The 15,288-nt window shown below is 71.0% G+C and carries 17 protein-coding genes; 9 read left to right on the forward strand and 8 right to left on the reverse strand.

Annotated elements, in window-relative coordinates; translation table 11 throughout:
- Positions 1–258: 258 nt before the first annotated feature.
- Positions 259–1,515: a beta-propeller fold lactonase family protein gene (locus ACFV6V_RS22285; protein ID WP_385567671.1), complete on the forward strand. Its 1,257-nt coding sequence runs from the start codon at positions 259–261 to the stop codon at positions 1,513–1,515.
- A 65-nt stretch (positions 1,516–1,580) separates the two neighbouring features.
- Positions 1,581–2,177, forward strand: coding sequence for a hypothetical protein (locus ACFV6V_RS22290; protein WP_385567673.1), 597 nt, complete (start codon positions 1,581–1,583; stop codon positions 2,175–2,177).
- A 90-nt stretch (positions 2,178–2,267) separates the two neighbouring features.
- Here ACFV6V_RS22290 and ACFV6V_RS22295 read toward each other — a convergent pair whose 3' ends face one another.
- Together ACFV6V_RS22295 and ACFV6V_RS22300 are read right to left on the reverse strand one after the other, a co-directional pair.
- Positions 2,268–3,023, reverse strand: coding sequence for a decaprenylphospho-beta-D-erythro-pentofuranosid-2-ulose 2-reductase (locus ACFV6V_RS22295; RefSeq protein WP_385567676.1), 756 nt, complete (start codon positions 3,021–3,023; stop codon positions 2,268–2,270).
- Between the two features lie 52 nt (positions 3,024–3,075).
- Positions 3,076–4,512: an FAD-binding protein gene (locus ACFV6V_RS22300; protein ID WP_385567678.1), complete on the reverse strand. Its 1,437-nt coding sequence runs from the start codon at positions 4,510–4,512 to the stop codon at positions 3,076–3,078.
- 150 nt (positions 4,513–4,662) lie between these two features.
- Here ACFV6V_RS22300 and ACFV6V_RS22305 point away from each other — a divergent pair, with 150 nt between their 5' ends.
- From ACFV6V_RS22305 to ACFV6V_RS22315, 3 genes are read left to right on the forward strand one after another with little or no spacing between them, the layout of a single operon-like run.
- The gene (locus tag ACFV6V_RS22305) at positions 4,663–5,217 is read left to right on the forward strand and encodes a phosphatase PAP2 family protein (RefSeq protein ID WP_385567682.1); all 555 of its coding nucleotides are present in this window, start codon (positions 4,663–4,665) and stop codon (positions 5,215–5,217) included.
- Positions 5,210–6,187 carry a decaprenyl-phosphate phosphoribosyltransferase gene (locus ACFV6V_RS22310; RefSeq protein ID WP_385567685.1) on the forward strand — a complete coding sequence of 326 codons (978 nt, stop codon included), beginning with the start codon at positions 5,210–5,212 and terminating at the stop codon, positions 6,185–6,187. The genes ACFV6V_RS22305 and ACFV6V_RS22310 overlap by 8 nt, the downstream gene beginning before the upstream one ends.
- A gap of 51 nt (positions 6,188–6,238) precedes the next feature.
- Positions 6,239–7,174, forward strand: a complete 936-nt coding sequence (locus ACFV6V_RS22315) for a YihY/virulence factor BrkB family protein (RefSeq protein ID WP_385567687.1) — start codon at positions 6,239–6,241, stop codon at positions 7,172–7,174.
- Here ACFV6V_RS22315 and ACFV6V_RS22320 read toward each other — a convergent pair.
- The gene (locus tag ACFV6V_RS22320; RefSeq protein WP_385567690.1) at positions 7,122–8,441 is read right to left on the reverse strand and encodes a D-alanyl-D-alanine carboxypeptidase family protein; all 1,320 of its coding nucleotides are present in this window, start codon (positions 8,439–8,441) and stop codon (positions 7,122–7,124) included. The two genes, ACFV6V_RS22315 and ACFV6V_RS22320, sit on opposite strands and share 53 nt — an antisense overlap.
- 130 nt (positions 8,442–8,571) lie before the next feature.
- On the opposite strand from ACFV6V_RS22320, the gene ACFV6V_RS22325 reads away from it, so the two are divergent.
- The 3 genes from ACFV6V_RS22325 (at position 8,572) to ACFV6V_RS22335 (ending at position 11,075) form a co-directional block, all read left to right on the forward strand.
- Positions 8,572–8,826, forward strand: coding sequence for an SCO4848 family membrane protein (locus ACFV6V_RS22325; protein WP_385567692.1), 255 nt, complete (start codon positions 8,572–8,574; stop codon positions 8,824–8,826).
- Positions 8,827–8,840: 14 nt separating this feature from the next.
- Entirely contained in the window at positions 8,841–10,196 is a 1,356-nt protein-coding gene (locus tag ACFV6V_RS22330; protein ID WP_385567695.1) for a metallophosphoesterase, read from the forward strand.
- A gap of 207 nt (positions 10,197–10,403) precedes the next feature.
- Positions 10,404–11,075, forward strand: a complete 672-nt coding sequence (locus ACFV6V_RS22335) for a TMEM175 family protein (RefSeq protein WP_385567824.1) — start codon at positions 10,404–10,406, stop codon at positions 11,073–11,075.
- A 61-nt stretch (positions 11,076–11,136) separates the two neighbouring features.
- Here ACFV6V_RS22335 and ACFV6V_RS22340 read toward each other — a convergent pair whose 3' ends face one another.
- From ACFV6V_RS22340 to ACFV6V_RS22355, 4 genes are read right to left on the reverse strand one after another with little or no spacing between them, the layout of a single operon-like run.
- On the reverse strand, positions 11,137–12,099 hold the full coding sequence (locus ACFV6V_RS22340) for an alpha/beta fold hydrolase (protein WP_385567698.1): 963 nt from the start codon (positions 12,097–12,099) through the stop codon (positions 11,137–11,139).
- 35 nt (positions 12,100–12,134) lie between these two features.
- Positions 12,135–12,875, reverse strand: a complete 741-nt coding sequence (locus ACFV6V_RS22345; protein WP_385567700.1) for a TetR family transcriptional regulator — start codon at positions 12,873–12,875, stop codon at positions 12,135–12,137.
- Positions 12,876–12,886: 11 nt separating this feature from the next.
- A complete protein-coding gene (locus ACFV6V_RS22350; RefSeq protein WP_385567826.1) occupies positions 12,887–13,291 on the reverse strand; it encodes a thiol-disulfide oxidoreductase DCC family protein in 405 nt (134 codons plus the stop codon).
- Between the two features lie 8 nt (positions 13,292–13,299).
- A complete protein-coding gene (locus ACFV6V_RS22355; RefSeq protein ID WP_385567703.1) occupies positions 13,300–13,734 on the reverse strand; it encodes a hypothetical protein in 435 nt (144 codons plus the stop codon).
- A gap of 174 nt (positions 13,735–13,908) precedes the next feature.
- Between ACFV6V_RS22355 and ACFV6V_RS22360 the strand changes: the two genes are divergently transcribed.
- Positions 13,909–14,733 (forward strand): alpha/beta fold hydrolase, encoded by an 825-nt coding sequence (locus ACFV6V_RS22360; RefSeq protein ID WP_385567706.1) that lies wholly within the window; start codon positions 13,909–13,911, stop codon positions 14,731–14,733.
- Here the strand turns inward: ACFV6V_RS22360 and ACFV6V_RS22365 are convergent.
- Positions 14,719–15,279, reverse strand: a complete 561-nt coding sequence (locus ACFV6V_RS22365; RefSeq protein ID WP_385567708.1) for a hypothetical protein — start codon at positions 15,277–15,279, stop codon at positions 14,719–14,721. The genes ACFV6V_RS22360 and ACFV6V_RS22365 overlap by 15 nt on opposite strands.
- Positions 15,280–15,288 lie beyond the last annotated feature (9 nt).

Here is a 15,288-nt window from a genome sequence, read left to right on the forward strand (position 1 = left end):
GACGAGGATCCGGGGCCGTCGTCTGACCGCGACCTGGTCAGGTCGGATGTATGCCCGGTCCCGTTCCCCTGAATGGTCCTGCGGCCCGGCCTGGGTTGTCGCTCATCCGGCCCCATTGGGAATGTCGGATGATTATCTGCCCATTGCCGGTGCTTAGCGTCGCAGTCGAACCGGCGAGCCCGGACCCGCTCCGGGTCCACGAGCTGCCGGGACCCTCAGACTCGAACACACACCTCGGTGTGCACGTGGGAGGTCTTCATGTCGCGTATCGCAGTGCTGCGGGTGCCTCCACGGGCACCCGCCCCAGGAAGGGAAGATGGGCACGGGCGCTCGTGGTGGCTGCGCCTGCGGTCCTTCGCCGCGGGAGTGGCCGTGGTGGCGGGGTTGACGGCCCCGCTCGCCCTGGCCGCTCCCGCGGCGGCGCAGTCCGGCACCTATGCCTTCGTGGCCAACCAGGGCTCGGACACCGTGTCGGTGATCGACACCAGCTCCAACACGCTTGTCGACACCATCAACGTCGGAGACTTCCCCACGGGTGTGGCCCTCTCCCCGGACCGCACCCGCGCCTATGTCAGCAACCTCCTCGGCGGCACGGTGTCGGTGATCGACACGTTCACTCACGACGTCGTCGCCACCGTCCTCGGCGTCGGCGGCGGACCGGGCGGGCTCGCGGTCACCCCGGACGGCACCCTGGTCTACGTCGCCAACGAGACCTCGGGCGATGTGGCGGTGATCGACACCACCACCAACACCGTCACCGCCACCATCGCCGTCGGCGGAAACCTCGTGGACGTGGCGATCACCCCGGACGGTGACACCGCCTACGTCAGCAACGTCGGCAGTGGCAGTGTCGCGGTGATCGACATCGCCACCAACACGGTCACCACCACCATCCCGGTCGGTACCACCCCCATCGGGCTGGCGGTCTCGCCGGACGGCAGCGAGGTCTGGGTCGCCGTCCAGGACTCGGACCAGGTGACGGTGATCTCCACCACGACCAACACGGTCACCAACAACATCCCGATTCCCACCACCGACCCCCGCGACGTGGCCTTCACCCCTGACGGCGCCACGGCCTACGTTCCCGACCTGGGTAACCCGGGCAACGTCTCGGTGATCGATACCGCCACCGAGACGGTCACCACCACTGTTTCCGTCAACAACAACCCCGTCCAAGTGGCCGTCACCCCCGACGGCGGGTTCGTCTACGTCACCAACTACCAGTCGAGCAACGTGTCCGTGATCAACACCACGACCAACACCGTGACGGACACCGTCGGCGTGGGCGGCAACCCGTTCGGTGTCGCGATCGGGGACATCCCCGCCTCGTCCCTCGCCGAGTGCCCGGTTGACAGCGTCATCACCGGCGGCGGACACGAGATCAGCGGGCCCCCGCCGAGCGACTTCACCAGCAAGCCGGTCGGCGACGCCTGGCAGGTGTCCCTGACCAACGAGGGCGACGAGCCCATCACCTTCACGCCTTACGCGGTGTGCGCCCCTGAGACCACGCCTTAGCGACAGTGCCCCCGTCCGGGTCCGCACGGGGCCCGACGGCCGCTCCCTGATGACAGGAGACACGTATGACCGCTCACCACACACCGCCGCCATCCAGACTGCTGGGACCCCTGCCCCGTTGGGGCGCATGGCAGACCGGCGGCGCGATCGCCTCCCTCGCGCTCGTCCTCATGGGAACCGCGATGCCCGTGGCCACCGCCGTGCAGAGGCCCGGCGCCCCCGCTGCGGCCGGTGCGGAGAATCCCGGGCAAGGCCGGGACGGCAGGGACGGGTGCGACAACAAGCCCTGGCCGAACGGCGTGAGCCTGAGCGACGGGGCCGACAGGTGCAAGCCGAACGGCCCCAAGGGCGGTGCGACCGGTGCGACCGGTGCGACGGGATCAACGGGACCAACGGGTCCGACCGGACCCACCGGCCCGACCGGAACCACCGGGGCCACCGGGTCCACCGGGGCGACCGGGGCCACCGGTCTGACCGGGGCCACCGGGGCGACTGGTCCGACCGGGGCCACCGGACCGACCGGGCCGACCGGGGCGACCGGGCCGACCGGGGCCACCGGGCCGACCGGGGACACCGGTCCCGCCGGTCCGACGGACACGTTCATCGTCGTCGGCCCCACGGTCACCGTCCCCCCGCCGGGGGACCCTGGCCTGACTTCCTGACCCACCGCGGAGTGACGAGGCTCCCGCACCGGGCACAGACCCGGGGCGGGAGCCCGTCGCCGTACGGGGCGGATGCGCCCCGCGGGTCACTCAGACCGGTAGCCTCCGGAACACCGCTCGTGGCACATGCCGCAGCGCCGACATCACCACCCGCAGCTGCCCCGGCACCCATACGGTCTCGGCCCGCCGCCGCAGCCCCGTCTCGATGGCCAGAGCGACCACATCCGGAGTGGTGGACAGCGGAGCCTGAGGCAGCCCGGCCGTCATCTTCGACCGTACGAAGCCCGGCCTGACCACCATCACGTGCACGCCGGTCCCGTGCAGCGCGTCGCCGAGACCCTGGGCGAAGGCGTCCAGGCCGGCCTTTGACGACCCGTAGATGAAATTGGCTCGCCTGGCCCGCTCGCCGGCCACGGACGACAGCACGACCAGCGAGCCGTGCCCCTGGGCCTGGAGGGCCGCCGCGCACACCAGGCCGGCGGAGACCGCGCCGGTGTAGTTGGTCTGGGCGACCCGGACCGCCGAGAGCGGCTGGGCCTCGTCCCGTGCCTGGTCACCGAGGACACCGAAGGCGAGCAGAACCACGTCGATGTCGCCTTCGGCGAAGACCTTGCCGAGCACCTCCTCGTGCCGGGCGGGTTCGAGGGCGTCGAAGGGGACGGTACGCACCTCCGCGCCCAGGACCCGGAGGGCGTCTGCGGCCTCGTCCAGGGCGGGGGACGGCCGCCCGGCCAGCCACACCGTGCGCGCACGCCGCGCCACCAGCCGGCGCGCGGTGGCCATACCGATCTCGGATGTGCCGCCGAGGACGAGCAGGGACTGGGGTGCTCCGAAGGCGTCCTTCATGAAGTGCTCCTTCTCCGATGGGGCTTCGATCAGGCTTCGATCACGGCGGACGTCACAGGGACAGGCGGCGGGACAGATCCGAGACGAACACCCCGCGCGGATCGAGCTCGGCGCGCAGCGCCCGGAAACGCTGCACCTCCGGGTACATCGCCGTCAGCAGTTCGGGACGCAGCCGGGAGTCCTTCGCCAGGTACACCCGTCCACCGGCCTCCGCCACGTCCTCGTCCAGCGCGTCGAGCAGGGGGCCGAGACCCGGCAGCCCGGCCGGGACGTCCAGCGCGAGCGTCCAGCCGGACATGGGGAACGACAGCCAGCCCGGATCGGCCGCGCCGAACCGTTTGAGCACGGCGAGGAACGAGGGGCAGCGATGCCGTGCGATACGCCGCACGATCCGGTGCAGTGCCTCCTCCTGACCGAACCCGACCACGAACTGGTACTGCACGAAGCCGCTGCGCCCGTACACCCTGTTCCAGTGCGGTACGCCGTCCAGCGGGTGGAAGAAGGCGGAGACCGACTGGAGTTCACCGGCGCGCGCACGCGGCGCCCTGCGGTACCAGAGGTCGTTGAAGCAGGACACCGACGTACGCCCGATGAGCCCTCTCGGCACGAAGTCCGGTGCGAGTCCGGCGAGTCCTGCGAGTCCTGCGAATCCGGGGGCGCCCGGGAGCGGGCGCGGCCGGAACTCCAGGGGCCGCCGCAGGGCACGCGGCGGGAGGGCCTCGAGCGGGGCGTGGTCCCCGCGGGTGAGCACCGCACGCCCGGTCGATCCGCCTCGCGCGAGCAGGTCGATCCAGGCCACCGAGTAGCGGTAGCGGTCGTCTCCGGCGGTGAGCCGGGCCATCAGCTCGTCCAGGTCCGGGGCCCGTTCCGTGTCGACGGACATCAGGGAGGACTCGACGGGGTGCAGCCCGATCGTGGCGGACAGGATCACCCCGGTCAGGCCCATGCCGCCCGCCGTCGCGTCGAACAGCTCCGTGCCGGGCAGGGTGGTGCGCACCTCGCCGTCGGCGGTGAGCAGTTGCAGCGAGCGCACATGGCGGGAGAAGGAACCGGAGGCATGGTGGTTCTTGCCGTGGATGTCGGCGCCGATGGCCCCGCCGACGGTCACATAGCGGGTGCCGGGCGTCACCGGGACGAACCAGCCGAGCGGCAGCAGCACCTCCATCAGGTGGTGCAGGCTGACACCCGCGTCGCACACCACGATGCCGGCCTCGGCGTCGATGGCGCGGATCCGGTCGAGGCCGGTCATGTCGAGTACGGCGCCCCCCGCGTTCTGCGCGGCGTCGCCGTACGCCCGGCCCAGTCCGCGCGCGATGGCGCCGCGGGCGCCGCAGCGCCGTACCGCCGCCGCCGTCTCCTCGTGGTTGCGGGGCCGGACGAGCCTCCGCGCCGCGGACGGGGCGGTGCGGCCCCAGCCGGTCACGGTGACGGGGCTCGCCGGGGTGTCGGCGGCGACGGTGCGGGAGTCGGTGGGGCGGTCAGCGGACATACCCGGACGCTAGCGCCCCTTATAAGTGAATTTGCCCGGATCTGTCGGCTGACTCGGCTGACTCGCCTGACTCGCCGAAATGGGTGATTAAACGAGTGTCATTAAAGATGTGCCGCGAATGACGGCCTCTAGTTGAGAAGAGTCGCCCATATGCGACACGTCAACTGGGAGCACGCCGACCGCCGTCTGCTGGCGGCCCTGCGCGACTGCGGACGGGACCCACGGGTGGCCGCCACGGCCCGCGCCCTCTCGCACGGCGGCGAGCACGGCGCGGTGTGGCTCGCGGCGGGTCTGGTGTGCGCGGCGGCCGACCGGGAACGCCGCCAGGGCTGGCTGCGCGGTACCGCGCTGGTGGGCGCCGCCCATCTGGCGAGCATGGGCGTCAAACGCGTGGTACGCCGCCCGCGTCCCCGGCTGCCCCGGCTCGAGCCGCTGGTGAAGACCCTGGGCAGGCACTCCTTCCCCAGCTCGCACGCCACCGCCGCGGCAGCGGCCACCGTCGTCTTCGGCGCCCTGCGCCCGGCGGGAGGACGGCTTGTGCCACCGCTGGCCGCCGCGATCTGTGTGTCCCGGCTGGTCGTCGGGGTCCACTACCCGACCGACGTGGCCGCTGGAGCACTGCTCGGCGGCCTGACGGCACGTCTGGGCGCGGGCTGGCTGCGGGCCGCGGCCGACGCCTGTTGCGGGAGCGACAGTCATGGCTGAGCCCAGCACCGCCGTCCTGGACCAGCCGGAACGGCGTCCGGAACGCCCGGACGCCACCGAGTCCGCCCCCGCCCGCCGCCATCCCGGCGTCATGCTCACCGGCCTGGTCAGGACGGCCCGCCCACGCCAGTGGATCAAGAACATTCTGGTGGCCGCGGCCCCCGCGGCGGCCGGTGACCTGGCTTCCTGGCACACCGCCGCCCAACTGGCCCTCGTCTTCGTTCTCTTCACCACCGCCGCCTCGTCGGTCTATCTGATCAACGATGCGCGTGATGCCGAAGCCGACCGCGCCCATCCGGTGAAGTGCCACCGCCCCGTGGCGGCGGGCGAGGTTCCGGTATCCGTCGCCTACGCCGCGGGGACCCTGCTGACGCTCGCCACGATCGGCGCGGCCGTGGCCCTGTGCGACGCGCTGTCCGCCGGGCTGCTGAGCGCGTACATCGCGATGCAGCTCGCCTACTGCGTACGGCTCAAGCACGTGCTCGTCGTGGACCTGGCCGTGGTCACCACCGGATTCCTGATGCGCGCCATGATCGGCGGGGTGGCGCTGTCCATCCCGCTGTCCCGGTGGTTCCTGATCACCGCGGGGTTCGGGGCGCTGTTCATGGTCGCGGCCAAACGCTACTCGGAGGCCGTGCGGATGGCGGACTCGGGCGGGGCGACCCGGGCGCTGCTCACCTCCTACACCACCAGCTATCTGCGCTTCGTCTGGCAACTGGCGGCCGGGGTCGCCGTCCTCGGCTACTGCCTGTGGGCACTGGAGTCCGGCGGCGGTGCCGCGGGCGGCTCGGTGCTGCCCTGGCGCCAGCTCTCGATGATCGCCTTCACCCTGGCCGTGCTGCGGTACGCGGTCTTCGCCGACCGGGGCGCGGCCGGTGCCCCCGAGGAGGTCGTCCTCCGGGACCGGCCGCTGGCCGTCATCGGGCTCGTCTGGCTGGCGATGTACGGCATGGCCGTGGCGGGCATCTGACATCCAGGTTCATGGATGGATCGTTCCCGCTCAGAAGGGCAGGCGTACGGCATGGACTGGCTGACCCGACTCCCCGTCATCGGACCGCTCGTACAGCGCCTGATGAAGACCCACGCCTGGCGCACCTACGAGCGGCTCGACCGGGTGCACTGGACCCGGCTCGCCGCCGCGATCACCTTCATCAGTTTCCTGTCCCTCTTCCCGCTGATCACCGTGGCCGCGGCGGTCGGCGCGGCGCTGCTCAGCGACAGCCAGCTCAAGGACCTGGAGAAGAGGCTCACCGACCAGGTGCCGGGGATCTCCGACCAGCTCGACATCGAGGGTCTCGTCGCCCACGCCGGCACGATCGGGCTGATCGCCGGTGCGCTGCTGCTGCTCACCGGCGTGAGCTGGATCGGGTCGATGCGCGACTGCCTGCGCGCTGTCTGGCAGCTCGACGACACCGACGAGGGCAACCCCATCGTGCGCAAGGCCAAGGACGCCCTTGTGCTGCTCGGCTTCGGAGCCGTGGTCCTGGCCTCGTTCGCCGCTTCCGCACTCGGCTCCACCGCGCTCGGCTGGAGCGCCGACCGGCTCGGCATCGACCGCGCCGGGGCGGGCGGGGTCCTGCTCCAGACCTGTGCCCTCGCCATCGCCGTGCTCGCCGACTTCCTGATGCTGCTCTACGCCCTGACCCTGCTGCCCTCCGTGCAGCCGCCACGCCGCAGGCTGATCGTCGCCGCACTGCTCGGCGCGGTCGGCTTCGAGCTCCTCAAGCTGCTGCTCAGCGGCTATATCTCGGGCGTCGCGTCGAAGTCGATGTACGGCGCCTTCGGGGTGCCGGTGGCCCTGCTGCTGTGGATGAACTTCACCGCGAAGCTGCTGCTGTACTGCGCGTCCTGGACGGCGACCGGAAGCGCGGGGGCCGCCGCCCAGGAGTCCGCCCGGACAGGCTCTAGCGACGAGGGAGACGGCGGACCAGCTCCGGCAGCGGCCAGCGCCGGTTGACCAGGAACACCCCACCGGCCAGCAGCACCAGTACGCCGCCGGTGATGGAGAGCGCGATCCCGACGCCGCTGGAGCCCTCGTGGGCAGCGGCGGACGCGTGCTGCGGACCGGAGCCGTTCTTCGGGCTTTCCTTGGCGCCGCTGACGGTGCCCTCGTCCTCACCGTCTCCGCCCGACGACGCCTCAGAGCCGCCCGAGGGGCCGGTGTTGGCGGACCGGGGGGCGACCAGCTCGCCGACCGGCTCCACCTTTCCGGCCGCGGTGAAACCCCAGTCGAGCAGGCGGGCGGTTTCCTTGTAGACGGCCTGGGGCTCCTTCGACGACGGGTTCATCACCGTCACCAGCAGCACCTTTCCGTTCCGCTCCGCGACGCCGGTGAAGGTCGAGCCCGCGTGCGTGGTGTTGCCGTTCTTGACTCCGGCGATGCCCTGGTAGGGGGAAACCCCGGAGGCCCCGGTGAGCAGCCGGTTGGTGTTCTGGATCTCGAACGTCTCGCGCTTCTTGCCGGGCTTCTGCTCGCCGGGGAACTGGGCGCGCACCGTCGAGCAGTACTCCCGGAAGTCCTTCTTCTGGAGGCCGCTGCGGGCGATCAGCGTCAGGTCGTACGCGCTCGACACCTGCCCCGTCTCGTCGTAGCCGTCCGGGGTGACCACATGGGTGTCCAACGCCTGGAGTTCCTCCGCGTGGTCCTGCATGTCCTGGACGGTCTGCTCGACGCCGCCGTTCATCGAGGAGAGCACGTGGACGGCGTCGTTGCCCGAACGGAGGAACACGCCGAGCCAGAGGTCGTGGACGCTGTAGCTCTGGTTCTCCTTGACCCCGACGAGGCTGCTGCCCTCGCCGACGCCCATGAGGTCCGCACGCGTGACCGTGCGCACGTCGTCCTTGTTCATCCGGGGCAGGAGCGTGTCCGCGAACAGCATCTTCAGCGTGGAGGCGGGCGCGAGCCGCCAGTGGGCGTTGTGGGAGGCGAGCACCGCGCCGCTCTCCGCGTCCGCGACGATCCAGGAGCGGGCGGAGAGGTCCTTGGGGAGCACCGGGGCGCCGGCACCCAGGTTGACCTGGGTGCCCGGAATGCCGAGCTGAGAGCCGCCGACCGTGGACATCTGCGCGGGAGGGTTCGGTGCCTTGGCGTCCGTTTTGTTCGCATGGTTCGCGCCGGCCGCTGCTCTGGTTCCTGAGGTGGCCGCCAGGGCGGGTGCGGCGGTGATCGAAGGCAGCAAAGCGGCGGCGATGACCGTCAAAGCGGTCTTTTTCAAAGCAGACACGATCGAGAAAGTACATGGACTAGTCAGAGAATCTGACACCGGTGGGATGACCCGCCGCGAGCTCCGCCAGGACAGCCCATCCACCGGACCCCGCCGCACCGGTGTGGCGGACAGCGGTGATACTGACTCCATGAAGCTCAGCCGCCCCGTCTCCTGGTTCCTGCTCGCGTTCGGGGTGTGGAGCTGGGTCATCTGGGTCACTTTCGTCAAGAACCTGTGGCAGGACGCCAGCGGGCTCGCCTTTGACGACGCGGGTGACCCGACTGCGTACTTCTGGGTCCATCTACTGCTCGCCATCACGTCCTTTCTCCTGGGGACGGCGATCGGGGTCATCGGGTTGCGTGGTCTGCGCGCCTTGCGCCGCGGCCCCGAGAACCACGGGTGAGGGGGAGCGCTGTCGTGCTGGTGGTCCTGCTGGTGATCGTCCTGGTCCTCGCCCTGCTCGTGGGCGTGCACGGGTACGTGTGGCGGCGACTGGTCCGCGACACGACGGCGCCGGGCAGTGCCGTACGTCACGCCGGCACCGCGGCCGTGGTGCTCCTGCCGCTGCTCTCCGTGGGGGCGTTGACCTCCGGACGGGCGGGCGCCCCGTTCTGGCTCCAGCAGGTGCTGGCCTGGCCCGGCTACCTGTGGCTCGCGGTGCTGCTGTATCTGACGCTCGCCCTGGTGGTCGCGGAGGGTGTACGGCCGCTGCTGCGGCGGTGGCTGGAGCGCAGGGCTGACGCGGCCTCAGCCGACGCCGGGGCGGTGGTCGTGACGATGGCCGCCGAGGCCCCTGCCACCGCGGTCGCCCAGGGCGCCGGGGCGACGGCCCCGACCGCCGTGCTCCCGGAAGCCGCACCCCCGGGCACGGCGGCGAACGAGACCGCTGACGGGACCGTCACCGACGCGGCGGACCCGGTGGGTCGCCGGCCCGCCTCCTCCGGGGAGCTGACGCGGCGGCTGTTCGTCGCGCGCGCCGCGGGCGGTGCGGCGGTGGCCGCCGCCGCGGGGACCGTCGGCTACGGGACGTACGGCGTGCTGCGCGGGCCCCGGGTGAAGAGGGTCACCGTGCCGCTCGCCAAGCTGGCCCGCGGGGCGCACGGCTACCGGATCGCCGTCGTCAGCGACATCCACCTCGGGCCGGTCCTCGGCCGCGCCCACAGCCAGCGGATCGTGGACACGATCAACGCCACCCAGCCCGATGTTGTGGCCGTCGTCGGCGATCTGGTCGACGGCAGCGTCGCCGATCTCGGCCGGGCCGCCGAGCCCCTGGCACAGCTCAGGGCACGCGACGGGGCTTTCTTCGTCACCGGCAACCACGAGTACTTCTCGGGCGCCGACGCCTGGGTCGACCATGTCCGCGAGCTCGGACTCACCCCGCTGCGCAACGACCGCGCCGAGCTCGCGGCATTCGACCTCGCGGGCGTGGACGACGTGGCGGGCGAGCGCGAGGGCCATGGCCCCGACTTCGCCCGCGCACTCGGGGACCGCGACCGCTCCCGTGCCTCGGTGCTGCTCGCCCACCAGCCCATCGTGATCCACGACGCGGTACGGCACGGCGTGGACCTCCAGCTCTCCGGCCACACCCACGGTGGCCAGCTCTGGCCGGGCAACTTCATCGCCGAACTGGCCAACCCGACCGTCGCGGGCCTGGAACGCTACGGCGACACCCAGCTCTACGTCTCGCGCGGCGCGGGGGCCTGGGGCCCACCCGTCCGCGTCGGCGCGCCGTCCGACATCACCGTTGTGGAGCTGGCCTCCCGCCAGGCCTGAGACCTCGGGACCGTGGCCACGGTCACGGGAGCGAGAACACGGGACGCCATCACGTTCGACGACAGGGCAGCCGGCGGTCGGCCGGCTCCGCACTCGTTGTCATACAGACGGATCATGGGGGCTGATCCTTTCGCGGCGATGTGCACCCGGCAGGACGGTCCGGCGCGGGGACAAGGCGCGTGAGCGGTCTACGGTGCGGTCATGGGTGTGATCGGCACGGAAAGCACGGCGGACGCCGGCGAGCCCGCGCACATGGAGAGCCCCGTGCGACTGGCCGCCCTGTCCGACGGGATCTACGCGATCGCCATGACGCTCCTGGTCCTCGACGTCTCCGTCCCCGGGGGCCTGGACGCGGCGGGCTTCCGGCACGAGATGGGTCAGGTCTGGCCCCAGCTCGCCGCCTACGCCCTCAGTTTCGCCGTACTCGGCGCCTTCTGGCGCGACCAGCGCCAGATCCTCCAGCGGGTACGTCGTGTCGACACTTTCACCATCCGGCTGACCCTGGCAGGCCTGGGCGCGGCCGCGCTGCTGCCGTTCCCCACCGCGCTGCTCTCCGAGTACGGCAGCGAGGAACCGCTCGCCGTGTCCGCCTACGCGGCCGCCATCGCGCTGCTCAGCCTGCTGCACCTCGCGCTGTTCACCAGTGTCTGGAGGCGTGAGCACCTGCAGGCCCGGCCCATTCCCGACCGTGTGGGCTGGACCGTCGTCACGGAGCAGGGGTCGGTGGCACTGGTCTGTGCGGCGTCCGTGGTGGTGGCGTTCGCCGTCGCCCCTCAAGTGGCGCTGTACACCTGGCTTCTGACGTTTCCCCTCAAGCACGCGATCCGCTGGCGCGGCCGAACGCCTCGCCACCGGGATCGCGGCCGGCGAGGGGCCTGACGACAGGCCTGGAACGGCGGGGCCGGGGCAGGTCTGGACGAAGGTCGCCTCAGGATCAGGATCAGGAACCGGAACATGTGCGGAGGAATTCGACGAGTGCCTCGCTCACCTCGGCCGGGCGTTCCTGCTGGGTCCAGTGTCCGCACCCGGCGAGCTTGAGGGGTTTGCTCTGCAGGTTCGGCATCAGCGCGGGGAGACGCTCGATGAGTTCGGGCATTCCGGGAAACGCGGGAACGGGGTCGCGGTCGCCGTAGACGTAGAGGGCGGGCCTGGTGACGAGGGCGCCCTGCCACGGTGCGGTGAGTTCCCAGTTGCGGTCGAGGTTGCGGTACCAGTTGAGCGCGCCGGTGAAACCCTGCGAGAAGCTCTCGGTGAGCGCGTCGAGGTCGTCCTCGGTCAGCCACGGCGGCAGCACTTCGGGGTCGGGCATCTCCGCGAGCCAGCCCCGGTCGAGGTCGACCAGCGGCTGCTTGGTCCCGCCGGGGGAGTCGCCGGAGGCCGAGTAGAGGAACTTCCGCAGCGTGGTGCGCGGGTCCCTCGCGAACTCGGCGTCGGCGACGCCCGGAAGGTTGAAGTAGTTCCAGTAGAAGCGGCCGCCGAACTTCTCCTCCATGGCGGCCAGCGGAGGCACCGGTCCGCGGAACGAGGGCGCCACGCTCAGGCCGGCCACCCCGAGCACCATGTCCGGACGCAGCAGCGCGGTGTGCCAGGCGACCGGCGCTCCCCAGTCGTGGCCCACGACGTACGCCTTCTTCTCCCCCAGGGCCTGGACCAGACCGACCACGTCACCGACCAGGTGGAAGATGGTGTACGCCCCGACGTCGGCGGGATGGTCACTGCGCCCGTACCCCCGCTGGTCCGGGGCGACCACCCGGAAGCCCGCGTCCGCCAGGGGGCCGAACTGGTGGCGCCAGGAATGCCATGACTCGGGGAAGCCGTGCAGGAGCACTACCAGCGGGCCCTCGCCCTGCTCGGCGATGTGCAGCCGGATCCCGTTCACGTCGACCAAGCGATGCTCAACCATGAAAAGGAGCGTATGCCGCAGAGCGAAACATTTCGCTACTTGGCCACGCCGCTGCGCACCTTCGGCACCACGAACTCCTGCATCAGCTCCACAGCGTCACGCACCAGCGGGCGGACGATCTTGAAGCGGGAAAGCCTGACCGCGCGGGCCACGAGCGGAGTGCACTTGTGCACGAAGGCCAGGGTGCGCTCCGCGTCCTCGCTCCGGTCGAACACCCAGTACAGGACCACTCCCATGAGATACAGCCACAGGAGATCCGGCAGCAGGTCGCTCAGCTCCGCGTCCAGCTTCGCGCCCACCTTCGAGCCCCCCAGCACCTCCCGGAAGATCTGCACCGCCTGTGCGCGAGCGGGGTGGGACTCGTCCGAGAAGGGGCTCAGGGGGCTTTCCGGGTCCGCCGCCGTGCTGAAGAACTGGGCCGCGAACTCGTGGTACGGGCGCGCGCAGTCGACCCAGGCTGACACCGCGACTTCGAGGCGCTCCTCGAAGTCGTCGATGCCCCGGAGGCGTTCCTTCGTCACGGCGGCGTGCTCGCGGGTCATCCGGTCGTAGAAGCCGGTGATCAGGGACGCCTTCGAGTCGAAGTAGTAGTAGGCGTTGCCGACCGAGACTCCGGCTTCCTTGGCGATGGCCCGCATGGTGGTCTTGTCGTACCCACGCTCCTGGAAGAGCCGCATGGCGGTTTCAAGGATGAGCGTCCGGGTCTGCTCACTCTTGACCGGTTTCACCACGGGCTTGCCGCGCTTCTCGTCCTGGGGGTCGTTCGCATGGGTCACGATGTCCGAGCCTAACGGGGTGTGCCGGGCACCTCGCACTGCCCGTCCGCGCAGGGAGCCGCGGTGGCCTCCCGGTACTTCGCGGCGGCCAGCACGGTGACCCGGGCGAAGGGAGCGCCCGCCGGGGTCGCCAGCCAGTGGGCCTTCGGCCGGTGCTCGGCGAGGGCCCAGAGGCAGACGATCCACGCGGCGGTCGACCGGTACACCTGCCCGCGGTCCCCTACCACGGTGATCTCCCGCAGGGTGCTCTCATGGTCGAGCCCGGGGAAGCGGCGCCGGGCCTCGTCCGACGCGGCGGGCACCAGATCCAGCGGGATCAGCTGCCGTTGCCGCATCAGCCAGTGCCGCAGATGGACGCAGAGCGAGCACTGCGCGTCGTAGAGAACCGTGAGCCGCTTCACCGGTACGCCGCCCATGGTCCCGGTCACGCTCCCGCGACAGGCGCGGCCCAGGGACCCGTACCGTCCGTTCCGGTCCAGCCCTGCGGCGGGACGGGCGGGGTCTGCTCACGCTCCATCATCCCGCGCCTGCGGATCTTGTTGAGGACATAGACGTTGCCCAGGTGCATCACTCCGAGCACCAGCAGCACGACGCCGAGCTTGACCGAGAGTGCCTCGAAGACCCCGCGGGCGGTCGTGACGGTGCTGTCCTGGTTCAGATAGAGGGCGACGAAGCCCAGGTTGACCAGGTAGAACCCGACCACCAACAGGTGGTTGACGGCGTCGGCGAGCTTCTCGTTCCCCTTCAGTACGTCGGCGAGAAAGATCCGTCCGTTGCGGCTGAGGGTGCGGGCCACCCAGATGGTGAGCGCCACGCTGATCAGCAGGTAGACGGCATACGCGAGCACAGTGAGGTCCATGCCCCACCCTCCCTTGAACGTGTTCAAAAGGTTGTTGTCATGGACTGTAGACCTGCTCTTGAACATGTTCAAGTCGGCAGGGATGGCCGGGAGGGGGGCCATCGGACGCCGCCGGGCGGGCGCGGTCGAGATGTCACATGACGCTGGTGATCGACTCTTCTAGAGTTGGAGCCGATGACTCTTACTCACGATGTGGCGGGGCACGGCCCCGCGGTGGTGCTCCTGCATTCGTCCGTCTGCGACCGGCGGATGTGGGACGCCCAGTGGAAGGTGCTGGCCGACGCCGGTCACCAGGTGGTGCGCTGCGACTTCCGCGGCTTCGGCGAGACCCCGGCCGAGGCGGTGCGGCCGTATGAGGACGCCGACGACGTACTGGCTCTGCTGGACGAGCTCGGCATCGAGCGCGCGGCCCTGGTCGGGGCCTCCCACGGCGGAAGGGTCGCCGTGGAGCTCGCCGCCCGCAATCCCGAGCGGGTGAGCGCTCTGGTGCTGCTCTGCGCGGGGCTGCCCGGGTATGAACCTGGCCCGGCGCTGAAGGACTTCGGCAAGCGCGAGAACGCCCTGCTCGAGGCGGACGACGTCGATGGCGCCGTCGAGCTGAATGTGGACACATGGCTCGGCCCCGAGGCGGACGAGCTGGTGCGTGAGCGCGTACGGGGCATGCAGCGGCATGCGTTCGAGGTCCAGCTCGCCGCCTACTACGCGGCCAAGGAGGCGGCGGCCGGGCATGCCGCGTCGGGCGAGGAAGCGCCGGCGGCGGCCACGGACGACGCGGCCGACCCGTCGTTCGACCCCGCTCCCGTTCAGGCGCCCACCCTCGTCGTCACCGGAACGCACGACGTGGACGACTTCCGCACCATGGGCGCCCTGCTCGCCGACGGTATCCCCGGCGCACACCGCGTCGAACTGCCCTGGGCCGGACACCTGCCGTCGCTGGAGCGCCCCGATGAGGTCAACGACCTGCTCACCGGCTTCCTGGGTGGGCTATCCGGCCGGTGATCCGTCGGTGCGCCATGCCGGAGGCCAGGCGGCGGCCTCGCCCACAGCGGGACCGGCCACCCCGAGGCTGGCCCGGGCGTGGTCCAGGTACTGCCGCCGGGCGGCCCGGAACTCCGCATAGGCCTGGTCCCAGCCCTGCCCGCCGGCGGTGGGCAGGCCCTGGGCCAGGTACTCGAGGTGCCAGAGGCAGTGGTTGAGCCGCTTCGCGGCGGTGTTCGCCGCGGTGTCGCCCAGCAGCTCCAGCTTGTCCGAGAGCGCCGACCGGTGAGAGTCGGCCGCCCGTATCCCGTCCAGGACCTCGCCGGTCAGCTCCAGCGGTAACGAACCCGCGGTCAGTCCCCGTCCGACCGCGATGCGCTGGTAGCGGGCGGCGAGCTCCTTGACGGCGTGGGCGTACTCCACATACGCGGCCAGCCGGGCCTCGTCCCAGCGCACCGCCTGCTGCCGCCGCCACCTCGTCCGTTCGTTCAGACCCGTCACCAGGAAGGACAGCGCCGCGCCGATGACGACACCGGCGAGCGGAAGGATCTGACCCGTCAGGCTCATGCTGCCCCC

Source organism: Streptomyces sp. NPDC059828, assembly GCF_042731955.1.
Classification (GTDB): Bacteria; Actinomycetota; Actinomycetes; order Streptomycetales; family Streptomycetaceae; genus Streptomyces.

What these genes read in the sequence shown, in the direction of transcription:
- ACFV6V_RS22285 (WP_385567671.1), top strand. Translation starts at nt 259, where the DNA reads ATGTCGCGTATCGCAGTGCTGCGGGTGCCTCCACGGGCACCCGCCCCA.
- ACFV6V_RS22290 (WP_385567673.1), top strand. Translation starts at nt 1,581, where the DNA reads ATGACCGCTCACCACACACCGCCGCCATCCAGACTGCTGGGACCCCTG.
- ACFV6V_RS22295 (WP_385567676.1), bottom strand. Translation starts at nt 3,023, where the DNA reads ATGAAGGACGCCTTCGGAGCACCCCAGTCCCTGCTCGTCCTCGGCGGC.
- ACFV6V_RS22300 (WP_385567678.1), bottom strand. Translation starts at nt 4,512, where the DNA reads ATGTCCGCTGACCGCCCCACCGACTCCCGCACCGTCGCCGCCGACACC.
- ACFV6V_RS22305 (WP_385567682.1), top strand. Translation starts at nt 4,663, where the DNA reads ATGCGACACGTCAACTGGGAGCACGCCGACCGCCGTCTGCTGGCGGCC.
- ACFV6V_RS22310 (WP_385567685.1), top strand. Translation starts at nt 5,210, where the DNA reads ATGGCTGAGCCCAGCACCGCCGTCCTGGACCAGCCGGAACGGCGTCCG.
- ACFV6V_RS22315 (WP_385567687.1), top strand. Translation starts at nt 6,239, where the DNA reads ATGGACTGGCTGACCCGACTCCCCGTCATCGGACCGCTCGTACAGCGC.
- ACFV6V_RS22325 (WP_385567692.1), top strand. Translation starts at nt 8,572, where the DNA reads ATGAAGCTCAGCCGCCCCGTCTCCTGGTTCCTGCTCGCGTTCGGGGTG.
- ACFV6V_RS22340 (WP_385567698.1), bottom strand. Translation starts at nt 12,099, where the DNA reads ATGGTTGAGCATCGCTTGGTCGACGTGAACGGGATCCGGCTGCACATC.
- ACFV6V_RS22350 (WP_385567826.1), bottom strand. Translation starts at nt 13,291, where the DNA reads ATGGGCGGCGTACCGGTGAAGCGGCTCACGGTTCTCTACGACGCGCAG.
- ACFV6V_RS22355 (WP_385567703.1), bottom strand. Translation starts at nt 13,734, where the DNA reads ATGGACCTCACTGTGCTCGCGTATGCCGTCTACCTGCTGATCAGCGTG.
- ACFV6V_RS22360 (WP_385567706.1), top strand. Translation starts at nt 13,909, where the DNA reads ATGACTCTTACTCACGATGTGGCGGGGCACGGCCCCGCGGTGGTGCTC.
- ACFV6V_RS22365 (WP_385567708.1), bottom strand. Translation starts at nt 15,279, where the DNA reads ATGAGCCTGACGGGTCAGATCCTTCCGCTCGCCGGTGTCGTCATCGGC.